This is a genomic window from Priestia sp. 179-F W1.4 NHS, assembly GCF_045369295.1.
Lineage (GTDB): Bacteria > Bacillota > Bacilli > Bacillales > Bacillaceae_H > Priestia > Priestia zanthoxyli.
Genome location: NZ_JBIQFF010000002.1, coordinates 371881 through 384824 on the forward strand (window position 1 = coordinate 371881; position 12944 = coordinate 384824).

At 39.1% G+C, this 12944-nt stretch carries 15 protein-coding genes; 2 read left to right on the top strand and 13 right to left on the bottom strand.

From position 1 onward, the window contains the following. Positions 1-6 precede the first annotated feature (6 nt). From mgsA to ACH0CI_RS12415, 3 genes are read right to left on the bottom strand one after another with little or no spacing between them, the layout of a single operon-like run. Positions 7-405: a methylglyoxal synthase gene (gene mgsA / locus ACH0CI_RS12405; protein WP_013056092.1), complete on the bottom strand. Its 399-nt coding sequence runs from the start codon at positions 403-405 to the stop codon at positions 7-9. Between the two features lie 12 nt (positions 406-417). Then, on the bottom strand, positions 418-1218 hold the full coding sequence (gene dapB, locus ACH0CI_RS12410) for a 4-hydroxy-tetrahydrodipicolinate reductase (RefSeq protein WP_406901523.1): 801 nt from the start codon (positions 1216-1218) through the stop codon (positions 418-420). A 13-nt stretch (positions 1219-1231) separates the two neighbouring features. Further along, positions 1232-1561, bottom strand: coding sequence for a nucleotide pyrophosphohydrolase (locus ACH0CI_RS12415; RefSeq protein ID WP_013056090.1), 330 nt, complete (start codon positions 1559-1561; stop codon positions 1232-1234). A 312-nt stretch (positions 1562-1873) separates the two neighbouring features. On the opposite strand from ACH0CI_RS12415, the gene ACH0CI_RS12420 reads away from it, so the two are divergent. Further along, entirely contained in the window at positions 1874-2740 is an 867-nt protein-coding gene (locus tag ACH0CI_RS12420) for a YitT family protein (protein WP_013082317.1), read from the top strand. A gap of 28 nt (positions 2741-2768) precedes the next feature. Here ACH0CI_RS12420 and ACH0CI_RS12425 read toward each other — a convergent pair whose 3' ends face one another. The 4 genes from ACH0CI_RS12425 to ACH0CI_RS12440 form a co-directional block, all read right to left on the bottom strand. After that, positions 2769-3446 carry a zinc metallopeptidase gene (locus ACH0CI_RS12425; protein ID WP_013056088.1) on the bottom strand — a complete coding sequence of 226 codons (678 nt, stop codon included), beginning with the start codon at positions 3444-3446 and terminating at the stop codon, positions 2769-2771. Positions 3447-3510: 64 nt separating this feature from the next. Then, positions 3511-4287: a sporulation protein YpjB gene (locus tag ACH0CI_RS12430; protein ID WP_034266841.1), complete on the bottom strand. Its 777-nt coding sequence runs from the start codon at positions 4285-4287 to the stop codon at positions 3511-3513. Between the two features lie 84 nt (positions 4288-4371). After that, on the bottom strand, positions 4372-5388 hold the full coding sequence (locus tag ACH0CI_RS12435; RefSeq protein ID WP_406901525.1) for a CAP domain-containing protein: 1017 nt from the start codon (positions 5386-5388) through the stop codon (positions 4372-4374). A gap of 190 nt (positions 5389-5578) precedes the next feature. Then, complete coding sequence (locus ACH0CI_RS12440) at positions 5579-5998, bottom strand: CBS domain-containing protein (protein WP_028414093.1); 420 nt, start codon at positions 5996-5998, stop codon at positions 5579-5581. Between the two features lie 185 nt (positions 5999-6183). On the opposite strand from ACH0CI_RS12440, the gene ACH0CI_RS12445 reads away from it, so the two are divergent. Then, positions 6184-6543, top strand: coding sequence for a YugN family protein (locus ACH0CI_RS12445; RefSeq protein ID WP_013056084.1), 360 nt, complete (start codon positions 6184-6186; stop codon positions 6541-6543). A gap of 36 nt (positions 6544-6579) precedes the next feature. Here ACH0CI_RS12445 and ctaG read toward each other — a convergent pair whose 3' ends face one another. From ctaG to cyoE, 6 genes are all read right to left on the bottom strand, one after another. Further along, positions 6580-7518 (bottom strand): cytochrome c oxidase assembly factor CtaG, encoded by a 939-nt coding sequence (gene ctaG, locus ACH0CI_RS12450; RefSeq protein ID WP_406901526.1) that lies wholly within the window; start codon positions 7516-7518, stop codon positions 6580-6582. Between the two features lie 57 nt (positions 7519-7575). Further along, positions 7576-7908: a cytochrome c oxidase subunit IVB gene (gene ctaF, locus ACH0CI_RS12455; protein ID WP_014460982.1), complete on the bottom strand. Its 333-nt coding sequence runs from the start codon at positions 7906-7908 to the stop codon at positions 7576-7578. Between the two features lie 4 nt (positions 7909-7912). Then, complete coding sequence (ctaE, locus tag ACH0CI_RS12460) at positions 7913-8533, bottom strand: cytochrome c oxidase subunit III (protein WP_013056081.1); 621 nt, start codon at positions 8531-8533, stop codon at positions 7913-7915. Then, on the bottom strand, positions 8533-10398 hold the full coding sequence (ctaD, locus tag ACH0CI_RS12465) for a cytochrome c oxidase subunit I (protein ID WP_033578414.1): 1866 nt from the start codon (positions 10396-10398) through the stop codon (positions 8533-8535). The genes ctaE and ctaD overlap by 1 nt, the downstream gene beginning before the upstream one ends. Positions 10399-10432: 34 nt before the next feature. Beyond that, positions 10433-11488 carry a cytochrome c oxidase subunit II gene (gene coxB, locus ACH0CI_RS12470; protein ID WP_028414096.1) on the bottom strand — a complete coding sequence of 352 codons (1056 nt, stop codon included), beginning with the start codon at positions 11486-11488 and terminating at the stop codon, positions 10433-10435. 137 nt (positions 11489-11625) lie between these two features. Beyond that, complete coding sequence (gene cyoE / locus ACH0CI_RS12475; protein WP_028414097.1) at positions 11626-12564, bottom strand: heme o synthase; 939 nt, start codon at positions 12562-12564, stop codon at positions 11626-11628. Positions 12565-12944: the final 380 nt, after the last annotated feature.

Sequence of the window (12944 nt, forward strand, 5' to 3'; positions counted from 1 at the left end):
TTCACCCTATTTTTTTATAATTGAACGCCAATGCAAATCGCCTCGTTCAAGTCCATGAATTAAAATCTCTGCTGTTCCCATATTTGTTGCAAGAGGAACTGCATAGACGTCACAGAGACGCATCAGAGCTGAAATATCAGGTTCATGGGGCTGAGCTGTTAACGGATCGCGGAAAAAAATAACCATATCCATTTCATTTTGAGCAATTAAAGCTCCTATCTCCTGATCTCCTCCGAGCGGCCCTGATTGAAAGCGGTGAACCTTCAAACCTGTTGCTTCTGAAATACGCGTTCCTGTTGTTCCTGTTGCGAACAGCGAATGTTCCTGTAAAATCGCTTGATAGGCTGTTGTGAATTGTACCATATCATTTTTCTTTTTATCATGTGCAATTAAGGCGATTTTCATTTTTCTCGCTCCTTAGTCAATAATATTTTCTAACCCATATACAAGTGTGTCTACGTTCATAACTGTATCAACAGCTAGCTTCACACCTGACATAAAAGAAGCACGGTTGTATGAATCATGACGAATTTTTAATGTTTGTCCAAATCCTCCGAACATCACTTCTTGGTGAGCAATCAGTCCTGGCAAACGTACGCTATGTAGGCGGATTCCTTCATAATCTGCACCGCGTGCTCCCTCTAGCAATTCTTTTTCCTCAGGATGACCTTGTTTTTTTGCTTCACGAACTTCACTGATAAGCTCCGCTGTTTTTAAGCCTGTTCCTGATGGTGCATCTAACTTTTGATCGTGATGCATTTCAATAATTTCAACATCATCGAAGTATTTAGCTGCCATTTGTGAAAACTTCATCATTAAAATAGCGCCAATCGCAAAATTAGGTGCAATGATACAGCCAAGCTCCTTCTCTTCAGCAAGCTGCTTTAATTCTTTTAAATCTTCTTCTGAAAAGCCCGTTGTTCCTACGACAGGTCTTACTCCATATGTTAGGGCTGTTTTAGTATGAACGCGCCCAATTTCAGGTGTTGTCAAATCAACTAAAACATCTGCCTTAACGTCTTGAAAACATTTTTCAATATCCGTGTAGATTGGCGCTTGTACATTTGGCATTCCTTCAATATCACTTATGTATTTTCCCTCATTAATACGATCTACCGCTGCTACTAATTCAAAATGCTCTGTTTCTTCCATTAATAATACGGCTTCTTTTCCCATACGACCTCTTGGTCCTGCAAGTACAATTCGAATTTTGTCCATTCTTTATCTCTCCTTAGTCTTCTTTTTTCGTCCAGCGATCTTTGTCACGCGTATTAAATTTATTCATAACGCGATCATGCGCTTCTTGTAAATCGATATTTAATGAATTTGCAAAGCAAATTAATACAAATAAAATGTCGCCCATTTCTTCTTCGACCGTACGTTCTGCTTCAGTCGTTTTCTTCGGCTTTTCACCATAATAGTGGTTAATTTCGCGCGATAATTCGCCCACTTCTTCCGACATGCGCGCAAGCATAGCAAGAGGACTAAAATATCCTTCTTTAAATTGGCTAATATATGCATCAACTTCTTGCTGCATTTGCTCCATCGTTTTTTTTGACATCTTTTTATTTCACCTCTTTTAGAAGTACACTCAGCTTACTATTATAACATCTTTACTTCAAATTATTTAGTGTAATTACTTCTTCTTACCAAGCCTTTATCAGATGCTCTTTCACAATATTCCTCATGTTTCCCTTAATTCTCAAAAATCTGTCTATATTTTACGAATTGAGGATACTACTAATACATAGCACTAGAAGAAACGTCATCACTTTTTACTATTTTCAAAAATCTTTTCGATAGTTATTTACGAAATGAAATATATTCCTTTATGATAAGGTAGTGCAAAAACGGTCATAGGAGGTTTGTAAGTATGAAAGGTCTCAGATTAAAAAATATTATTTTTATACTGCTTGGTGCTGCCATATTTGCGTTTGGACTTGTTAATTTTAACATGCAAAACAATTTAGCTGAAGGTGGATTCACAGGCATTACCCTGCTTTTATTTTTCTTATTTAACATTGATCCCTCTTATTCTAACTTAGTGTTAAATATTCCTTTGTTTTTTGTAGGGTGGAAACTATTAGGGAGAACAGCATTTATTTATACCATGCTCGGAGTTGTTAGCTTATCGCTATTTTTATGGATATTCCAGCGCTTTCCGGTGAATATGCCCCTGCGCCATGATATGACTCTAGCAGCTCTTTTTGCCGGTGTTTTTATTGGAGTGGGTCTTGGCATTATTTTCAGGTTTGGAGGAACAACAGGAGGAGTCGATATCATTGCCCGTGTTGTTCAAAAATATATCGGGTGGAATATGGGGAAAACGATGTTTCTTTTTGACTTTATTGTAATTAGTGCGTCTCTCATTTATTTATCCTACCGAGAAGCTATGTACACACTTGTTGCAGTCTTTGTCGCTGCACGGGTTATTGACTTTATGCAAGACGGTGCGTATGCGGCCAAAGGCGCAACCATCATTTCGAATCATAACGAAGCCATATCGGATAAAATTATGAAAGAAATGGATCGAGGCGTGACGATTTTAAAAGGACAGGGTTCGTTTTCTAAGCAAGATACCAACGTGCTATACTGCGTTGTTAGTAAAAATGAAATTTTCCGTTTAAAGCAAGTTATTACTTCTGTAGATCCACACGCCTTCGTTGCAGTTACGGATGTTCATGATGTCTTAGGTGAAGGATTTACCCTTGATGAAAATAAAAAACCGCTTGAAAGATAAAAAAATACCGCTAATGCGGTATTTTTTATTAGTCGTCGTTATTCATTCCTGTATAAATCATGATTAAACGAACCAACTCAAGAACTGCTACTGCTGCGGCTGCTACGTATGTTAAAGCCGCTGCGTTAAGCACTTTGCGCGTCTCGCGCTCTTCGTCATTTCGAATCGCTCCGACTGAGACGATTTGCGTCATCGCTCGGCTTGAAGCGTTAAATTCAACAGGCAGTGTTACAACTTGGAATACGACCGCTGCTGCCATGAAGATAATACCTAACAATAGCAACGGCTTAATCGACGCGATAATTCCAATCATAATTAAAATCCAAGAAGCGTTTGATCCAAGGCTTGCCACCGGCACAAGCGAGTGGCGAAGGCGTAAAAACGAATAGTTTTCTTTGTCTTGAATCGCGTGTCCCACTTCGTGAGCCGCAACGGCAGCGCCTGCGACAGACGTTCCGTAATAGTTGTCTTCTGACAAACGAATGACTTTTGAGCGAGGATCGTAGTGATCGGATAAAAATCCGCCTACAGGCTCTACGTGAACGTTGTACAATCCGTTTTCATCCAAAATTTTTCTTGCTACTTCTGCGCCTGTCATTCCTGATGAGTTGCTTACTTGTGAATATTTTTTGTAAGCACTTCTCACCTTAAACTGTGCCCAAATTGGCACAAGGATAATAATGAGAAAATAAATCAAAAAGCTCATTTACCCACACCTTTCATTATGTGTTTGACTACTCTTTTATTTTAGACAATTCTGCGCTTTTACGTCAATCATTACGCCCTCTGGCTGACTTTCTTTTCTGGTCAGCGAAATACTTTCGCGCTCCTACATAAAAAAGTGTAGCAATAATAATACTTCCGGTGGTGATTGTAACCCAAATAAAAGACGGGTCCGTACGATTTTCTTTTACTTGTTCAAAAAAATCTTTTAAATTTTGTTCCATTTGGTTGAACTGGTCATCGTTAATCTCACTTAGCGTTCCTTCACTTTGTAAAAAGTGAACGTCTGCGCTCACACGCTGTACGTAGGGAGACGACACGTCTACCTGCGCGCTCGGTAAGATCATATCATATTCCTTTAAAAATTGCTTAAGCTGCGCTTCATAAGCCGCCTGTTCTCCTTTTACTGCTTCATTTCGCATCTCTTTAAATGTTGCTAGCATACTGCCTTCGAGTTCAGTCCACATAGGCTGATGCTTGCTGTGCAGCGCATCGACTAATAATCGAAATTGAGTAGCTTTTTGAAGACGTTCTTCATCACTGGAATCAGAAGATAAAAGAGACCTTTCTACCTGTTCATAACAAAGAGTTAAAATACGTATATCTTCGGCCGATACGCCCAAAGAAGCTGTATTGAGACTGGTAAATTCATTCGAAAAATTTCTGAACAAATGTTGGGCTGCTTTATACTCCTTTTGCTCTACAAGCGATAGCGTTTGATCAGATAAGTTATCAAGCTTTTCCCACTGCCCTTCAGCTGCATGTACAGTAGTCGTATATGCAAAGAAAAGTACGAGCAATATTCCTACTATTCTTCCTTTCATTCTCGTCCCTCCTCTAACCTCTACTAAAACTTATGAGAAAGAGGACAAGAGTAGACCTATTTTCAAAAGGAAGTTTTAATCTTACTATTCATTCATCGGAGTAATAAAGTTTTGCGTATAATACTTCTCATATACACCTACACCAAGACGCGTAAACTCTTTATTGAGTAAAGCCTTACGATGTCCCTCACTATTAAGCCACCCTTCAACCGCAGCGATTCCATCCTGATAATTCGAGGCAATATTTTCGCCCGCGATACGGTATACTACATCACCTTTTTGCAGACGGTTGCCTAAATCACCTTGTGATGGTGAAACGTGAGAGAAATAGTTTAAGTCACTCATTTCTTTGCTGTGTAAATAAGCTACTCCGGCAGTGGCTTCGTCCCAAGCTAAAGGTGACAGCTGAAAACGGTCTCGAATTACATTTGTAATATCGATAATTTGCTGCTCTTCTCCTTCTTGGACACTTTTCCACTCCTCTGCTGTCAATGACGGAGCTGTTGGAAGCTCGCCGCGATAAACAATTTCGTACGGACGCTGTTTTAATAGCGTGTCCATATCCATAATTCGAATACTTGAGATTGTATTAAGGAACTGATCAAAATATAGTTGGACGTATACATCTCCATATTTAATAATTGGACGCATTTTCATATCCTCTTCACTCAGACGAAATCGGTATTCATTTCCGTCTTTTTGAAGCGTGAGTTCGGATGAAAGTGAAACTCTTTTTTCCACTTCTTCTCGCTTCTCACCAATCTCAAAAGGATCTGTATTTGTTTTTGAACCAATGACGTATACGGATACGACTTGATTATTTTCTACTCCTACCTGCGCATACGTTTGACGATTTTTTTTGTAAATCCACCAGTCATAGCCATATGCAGAAGAATCAATACGATCCGGCTCTCCAAGCATTCCAATTAACTGTTCTGAATGATCTCCAATGAGCCTCATCATATTTTCACTTTGTTTTTCATAAGAAGCCACTTCTTGGGTGGGCTGACTTTTGGAATCCGTTTGGTTTTGCTCAATATTTTGACCCGTTAGATATTTTTCTAGCTGAGGTAAATAATCCTCCGCGTATACAAATGCCACTATTAATACGAGAATAAAAATAACTTTTTTCAGCTTTTCTTCCTCTCCTTACACCTGTTTTCTTTACCTGTTTAACTTATTTTTATCTCTATTATACATGCATTCAAAAAAAAATAGCTATCGGTATGAAGGAAACAAAAGAAAAAGCCAACTATTTACGAATATCCTGCAAACAGTTGGCTTTCGCTTTTTAATGCGTATGTTCTGAAATGTCTGAGAGCGCTTCTCCTGCACGTTCATTTGCATAGCGAAACGTTGATAAATCACCTAGCGAAACAATCCCGACTAGCTTTTGATTTTCCACAACAGGAAGACGACGGATTTGATGTTGAGCCATAAGCTTAGAAGCTTCTTCTACAGAGGCTTCCGCTGTAATAGTTATAAGCTCTTCACTCATAACATCCGTTACTTTACTTGAATTTGGCTTCTTTTCTGCAATGCCTTTTATAACTAAGTCTCGATCTGTAATCATTCCTACTAACTGATCTCTATCGACAATTGGAATTGCGCCTACATTCCATTCCTTCATTTTCACTGCCACTTCATATACGTTATCGAGCGTGGTGCATGTTTCCGTATCAGCTGTCATTACCTCTTGTACAGTTTTCATTGTTTTATCCTCCTTTACATAGTGTGTTCGCTTTATAGTGTGACCAACTTTTTAGTAAACTTTCGCATTTAAAACGTTTAAATAAAAATAGATAACGTTTACATTTTTCCTTATTAGATATTGCAAGTTTTATCCATTCGGCTTATGATTTAGTTGGGGTATATCTGTTTTGGGAGGGAGTTCATATGAAATTTGAATATGCAAAGTTTGATTCATTAAAGGTAGATTTAGATTTATTAGATGAGATTATGCATCAATTTGGCCTGGTCCGCGCCGGACAATGGGATTATGAACGCGTCACGTACGATCGAAAATTCGAGTTTCAGCGAGATACTTTCTATTTGCGAGTCCAAGGACATGCTATTTCAGGCGATGTAGGGGGCAGGCATGCTGTTATTCACCTTATGACACCTCTATTAGGCAAACATTATTATCCTCATGGTGTAGAATATGGAGACGGAGAATATTTCCCGCCATCCCTTGTAGAACAGTGTGAAAAGATATTAACACAAATCAAATCACAGCTTGAAACCGTTCAGCTATAGAATTAGAAAAAGCGCAGTAATCAGACTGCGCTTTTTTTAATTCAAAGGAGGAGTAGACGGACATTCCTTTGGTTTTATATCTTGAGATTCAGTAAAATCAGGCATGTACGTATCTTTCTCTCGTTCTTTTCGAGCCCACTGAAAAAAAATAAAGCCTAAAACCGTTCCATACACAATTTCTTGAATGATCTTCATAATAACGCCGCCTAGCTGCTGGTCTTCCACGGGTGGCAGCGTATTAAACATCTCGGGAGCAAGCTGACCTAAACTTGCAATCATAGAAGGCGGTACACAAAGGGAAAGAGCTTGTACCCAAGCGCTTGAGTCTGTATACGTCGCATACAAAGAATGGTTTGCAAAAATAATCAGCGCGCACGCTGGAGTAAGAAGTACGCCATCTGCAAAAATGTATCCAAGCTTTTTTAAAGAACTTAGCGTTTGTTCTTCTTCTAGCTGATTAATGAGTGGCCACCACATACAAAATGCAGCGATAAATAATACAACACTCACGATTCCGTGAAGCGTCATATCCGTTTTAATAACATCAAAAAGCAGCGGAATATGATACAAAGAAAATAACCCATTGAATAATAGTAAAGCAATTAAGGGCTTTGTAAAAAATTTAAAAACAGGTTTAACCCCTCTTACATAAATAACAGAACGAGCTAACCACGGTGGAATTCCTAAAATAAAAAGCGGGGGAATCACCAAGTAAACAATTGCCATTTGCGTCATATGAGCACTAAACATAAAGTGCCCTAGTAAATCTACAGGTCCTCCTTTACATATATACAAAAGAACCATGCTGATAACAAAATACGCTTTTGTTTTTCTGTCTACGGCCGCCGCTCCTATAAAATTCCCTCTCCATCTACCAACGATGAGAAAATATAAGACGGTCACCAGACAAATGGTTAAAAAATAGTAAGGACTCCAAAGTGCTTCAAAACCAAACATCTGCAAATTGTTAATCAACGTCTATTCCTCCTTCTACAGATGATGAAAAGGACTGGCGCATGCCAGCCCTTTTCTTTACCACCAAATAATGGTTACAAAAGCTAAAATGGTTAAAAGAGCTACCAATACGCCTGAATACAAGAAAAATGCTGGTATGGTATGTCCTTTGTGGTTCATATGCATGAAATAATAAAGTTGAAAGATGACTTGAACAACCGCCAAGAGCACAATCACCGGCATAATGTACCATCCGCTAAACTCTTGATAAACCGCAAAAAAAGCAATTAGTGTTAAAAACAACATCATTGCAAAAGAGATAACTTGCATCTTCATATCTTCTGCGTTTCTTTTTTTACGATATTCTAAATTGAGCCTTGGGTTATCTGAGTTTGATTGATTTGTCGTCATCAGCTTATCCCACCATTCCCATTAAATATACAACCGTGAAAATAAAGACCCACACAACATCGATAAAGTGCCAGTATAAACTTGCGACATAATATTTAGGAGCGTTATATAAGTTTAGCCCCCGCTTCGCATTTCGAATCATCAAAGAACCAATCCAAAGCAGTCCGAACGTTACGTGAGCTCCGTGTGTCCCAACCAGTGCGTAGAAAGAAGAACCAAATGCGCTGCTTGTAAACGTATGCCCTTCATGAACATAATGCCTGAACTCATAGATTTCTAGCCCTAAAAACGCTAAACCTAAAAGCCACGTAACGCCTAACCATAGCTGCATCTTTTTAAACTCAAAATTTTTCATATGATACATAGCATATACGCTTGTTAGTGAACTTGTTAATAAAATCATAGTTGCTGCAAAAACAAGCTTAATATCAAACAATTCTTCCGGCTTAGGTCCTGACATCGTTGAATTGCGCAAAGCTAAATAAGTAGCAAAAAGTGAAGCAAACAAAACCGTCTCCCCGCCTAAAAAGAGCCAAAAGCCGGTAAATTTATTTTTCCCTTCAAGCGTTGCTTTTTCAGGCGAAGCAGGGAAAGTTTCAGCGGTTAGCTTTTGTTCAGTCTCCATTACATCTTCGCCTCCTTGTCATCATCAACTAAGTCTTCTTTGTGAATATGAAAGCCGTGATCATCAATCCATGAACGGAAGAACATCGATAAAAACATGACGATCATTCCGATAATCCCTACAACGTCTCCCCACGCATGATCATTTCGATACAAAAAGCCAATCCCTGCAATAAACATCCCAAGCGATATCATAAATGGAATAAACGATGAGTTTGGCATATGAATATCACCAAGAGGTTCGGCTGGCGTCATTTCTTTATTTCCTGCCATTTTTTCAATCCAATATGCATCTAACCCGCGTACAAGCGGCGTTTGTTTAAAGTTATACTCTGGTGGCGGAGATGAAATAGCCCATTCTAATGTACGTCCGTCTCCCCAAGGATCTCCTCCTACCTTTTGTCCTTTGGCAGTGGTTTTTATAATGTTAACAAGTAAAATGAGCGTAGCAACCGCCATGAAAGCAGCGCCTGATGAACTGATTGCATTCCCAAGGTCGAGACCTTGATTAGGCAAGAACGTCCATACGCGGCGAGGCATCCCCATTAGACCTAAGAAATGCTGAATAAAGAACGTTAAGTGGAAACCAATCAAAAAGAGCCAGAACGTTGCTTTGCTTAACTTTTCATCTAACATCTTGCCAAACATTTTTGGCCACCAGTATGTGACACCTGCTAATATAGCGTATACGACACCGCCTACGATGACGTAATGGAAGTGAGCAACGATAAAATAAGAATCTTGAAATTGATAATCTGCAGGTGCTACAGCTGCCATAACTCCTGTTACTCCCCCGATAACAAATGACGGAATAAAGGCGACAGCGTAAAGCATTGGAGACGTAAACTCAATACTTCCTCCCCAAAGCGTAAACAGCCAGTTAAAAATTTTAATTCCAGTTGGAACGGCGATGGCCATCGTAGCGACAGCAAAAATGGCATTTGCAATCGGACCAAGTCCGGTTGTAAACATGTGGTGAGCCCACACCATGAACCCTAAAAATCCGATTAATACGGTAGCAAAAACCATCGACGAGTATCCGAATAATCTCTTTCTTGAAAAAGTAGGTAAAATTTCCGAGAAAACACCAAACGCTGGAAGAATTAAAATATATACTTCCGGATGACCGAATATCCAGAAAAGATGTTCCCAGATAATCGTATTTCCACCCATTGTGGCGTCAAAAAAGTTTCCACCGAACAAGCGATCAAAAATCATTAAAAACAATCCAACCGTCAGTGCTGGAAACGCAAACAAAATAAGAGCTGATGCAACAAACGTCGTCCACGTAAACAGCGGCATACGCATATAAGTCATACCTGGCGCCCTCATGTTAATGATTGTTACGAGAAAGTTGATACCTGAAATCAATGTCCCGGCTCCGGAAATCTGCAAACCTATCGCATAAAAATCAATTCCGTGACCAGGCGATGCAATAGACAGCGAAGCATATGATGTCCAACCTGCATCAGGTGCTCCTCCTAAAAACCAGCTTAGATTTAAAAAGAGTCCCCCAAAGGCAAACAACCAAAAACCTAACAAATTTAAAAATGGAAATGCTACATCTCGAGCTCCGATTTGCAGCGGAACAACTGCATTCATCATAGCAAAAAGAAGCGGCATGGCAGCTAAGAAAATCATCGTTGTTCCATGCATTGTTAAAATTTCATTATACGTTCCTGCACTAACAAAGTCATTGCTTGGTATAGCCAGCTGAATACGTATAAATAGCGCTTCCACTCCTCCGACTAGAAAAAAGATACCGCCGGCAATTAAATAAAGAATGGCGATTTTCTTATGATCAACGGTTGTCATAAAATCCCAAATTGTTCCACCTACACCCTTCTTTTGACTGAGTGTACTCATCGCTAAACCTCCCCTTTTAAAAACGACTGGACGTTTATTTTTCTTTTAAACTCATTAAATAGTCTGCTAGCTCATTTACTTGTTCATCAGTTAAGTCAGGATATGTACCACTCATCTTATTACCCGGCTTAACTTTCTCAGGGTTTTTTAACCATTTTTTGATATTTTCCTTGTTGTGAGGAAGCACTCCGGCTACACGCTCACGTTCAGAAAAACCGGCTAAGTTTGGTGCTTGACGAGCTTGCTCTGGACGATTGTCTTTGACATCAACAGCATGGCATCCGATACAGCTTTCATTAAAGACCTCTTGACCCGCTTTTGCGGATGCTGTTTCTACATCAGGCTTTGCCTTTTTCAAATCTTTTGCCCACGTATCAAATTCATTGCTTGATACAGCCCGTACTTTAAAGTCCATAAGAGAATGAGATGGACCGCAAAGCTCAGCACATTTTCCGTAGAAAACCCCGTTAGCTTCCTTCGATTTTTTAGAATCAAACACTAGCCAAAATTTATTATCATTTTCTGTGTTAGCATCGAGCTTTCCTCCAACTGAAGGAATCCAGAATGAGTGCTTGACGTCAGAAGCTTTAATATTAAAGTAGACTTTTTTATCCGTTGGAACAACTAGATCTTGGGATGTAATAATTTTTTGATTAGGATACTCAAATTCCCACCAGTACAAGTTAGCACGCACATTTACTACGACAGCATCTTTGTCCTTCATTCCTTTTACGTCCGCTAGCTTAAATGTTGAGATGACCGTTGGAACAGTCAAAATAATGAGCAGCAAGATAGGAATCACTGTCCATATAATTTCTAACTTTCTGCTTCCTTCCACTTGCTTTGGAATCACGTTTTCTTCGCCTTTACGACGACGAAAGCGCAGAATAACAAATATAAAGATAATGGTGACCACAATAATAACTAAAACCATGATGGCTGTACTAAGAAGCATAAGCGAATATTGTTCTTCAGCTACCTCACCTGCAGGCTTAAGTGTTGACAAAAACGGTTTTCCACAGGCCGATAACACGAATGCAAGCAGCGTAAATAACGACAAAACACGAAAGTTCAATCGCCATTTTTTCATACCATTCCCCAACCTCTCTTTCATTGACGTGATTTCATCTATGCCCTCTTGAGCATAAAACTTATTCCTTCTATAATGAATTCTACATGTAGAAGAAATCCCCCTTGTGCAGCGTCGCATTCAGTGAAAGATTTTATCTAGGCAAAAAGCGTTGCGACAATCATTGAGACAAATAAAATAGTTAAATAGTTTAGTGAGTAGACAAACATCATGCTAGCCCACTTTGTGTCTTCTTGTTTATTGTATTGAGCAAATCCTAAAAATAGCCATCCTATGTTTAAAACAGTGGCCAAAATTAGAAATGGAATGCCTAATTCGTATAAATAAAGAGGTAATGGCAACAAACAAGCAATCCAAATGAGAATCTGTCGTTTTGTAAGCTCAAAACCATGTACAACAGGCAACATAGGGATTCCCGCTGCTCGATATTCTTCACATCTTCGCATAGCAAGAGCTAAAAAATGAGGCGGCTGCCAAATAAACATGATTAAAAATAATACCCAAGCCACTACGTGTAAATTGGGATCGATAGCGGCCCATCCAATTAATGGCGGGACAGCGCCTGATATACTTCCGATTACTGTATTAATTGTGTATAGTCTTTTGGACCACATGGTGTAAAGAACTACATATGTAAGTATTCCTGCTAATCCGATGAGAGCGGCTACGGAAGAAACAACTAGTAGCATAAGCAAGCCGGTTAACGTCAAACCGATTCCAATCCCAAGGACCGTCAAAGGTGTAAAACTTCCTGTCACTGTAGGTCGTCCCTTTGTTCGTTCCATTAGAGGGTCAATGTCACGATCTATGTAATTGTTCAAACTGCATGAACCGGCGATGATAAGTGAAGAACCTATTAAAGTAAAAAATGCTTTATCCAGGTTTTCTAAGAAGTGTTGTTCGTTGAAGAAAAGAGCTAGCCAAAAACCAGTAAAGGTGGTGATGAAATTTGAGTTGACTATTCCGATTTTAATCGTAGCTAAAAAATCTGACCAAATGGAACTATTTTCGCTTACATGAGCTGTGTTAGGCGATGCAGAAAGCGTTGAATCTTCCACCATTTTTGAATCTTCCATGGCGCTTCCTCCTTTACTCATCCACAGACTTTTATCTAGTAAATAAAGAGTCTATAAATGAAGGCGTTTTCAACATATTTTTACAAAAATCTCCTCTTTGTTCACAAAGAAGTCATATTCCTCTCACCGAAACTACTTAAAAGCTTCACATGTAAACGATAAAATAGTAGAGAATTATCTATTTCTCATGTTTATTAAACCATATTTTGCCGTTACTTTGTGAAGAATTCATGAAAAAAATATGGATTTTTTTTGTCATGAGCTAAATGCATGTCCCTGTCACTTGTTAAAAGATATTTCTGCAAGTAAAATAGTTTTCTGTACGGTACCTTTTACATATCTGCAGAGTCAAACTCATGAACAAACCTTACACTTTCTAC

Coding starts and splice junctions, on each gene's coding strand:
- ctaF (WP_014460982.1), bottom strand. CDS start 7,908: ATGACGACAAATCAATCAAACTCAGATAACCCAAGGCTCAATTTAGAA.
- ACH0CI_RS12445 (WP_013056084.1), top strand. CDS start 6,184: ATGAAATTTGAATATGCAAAGTTTGATTCATTAAAGGTAGATTTAGAT.
- ACH0CI_RS12425 (WP_013056088.1), bottom strand. CDS start 3,446: ATGAGCTTTTTGATTTATTTTCTCATTATTATCCTTGTGCCAATTTGG.
- coxB (WP_028414096.1), bottom strand. CDS start 11,488: ATGAAAAAATGGCGATTGAACTTTCGTGTTTTGTCGTTATTTACGCTG.
- mgsA (WP_013056092.1), bottom strand. CDS start 405: ATGAAAATCGCCTTAATTGCACATGATAAAAAGAAAAATGATATGGTA.
- ACH0CI_RS12420 (WP_013082317.1), top strand. CDS start 1,874: ATGAAAGGTCTCAGATTAAAAAATATTATTTTTATACTGCTTGGTGCT.
- ACH0CI_RS12440 (WP_028414093.1), bottom strand. CDS start 5,998: ATGAAAACTGTACAAGAGGTAATGACAGCTGATACGGAAACATGCACC.
- ACH0CI_RS12430 (WP_034266841.1), bottom strand. CDS start 4,287: ATGAAAGGAAGAATAGTAGGAATATTGCTCGTACTTTTCTTTGCATAT.
- cyoE (WP_028414097.1), bottom strand. CDS start 12,564: ATGGAAGATTCAAAAATGGTGGAAGATTCAACGCTTTCTGCATCGCCT.
- ctaE (WP_013056081.1), bottom strand. CDS start 8,533: ATGGAGACTGAACAAAAGCTAACCGCTGAAACTTTCCCTGCTTCGCCT.
- dapB (WP_406901523.1), bottom strand. CDS start 1,218: ATGGACAAAATTCGAATTGTACTTGCAGGACCAAGAGGTCGTATGGGA.
- ACH0CI_RS12415 (WP_013056090.1), bottom strand. CDS start 1,561: ATGTCAAAAAAAACGATGGAGCAAATGCAGCAAGAAGTTGATGCATAT.
- ctaD (WP_033578414.1), bottom strand. CDS start 10,398: ATGAGTACACTCAGTCAAAAGAAGGGTGTAGGTGGAACAATTTGGGAT.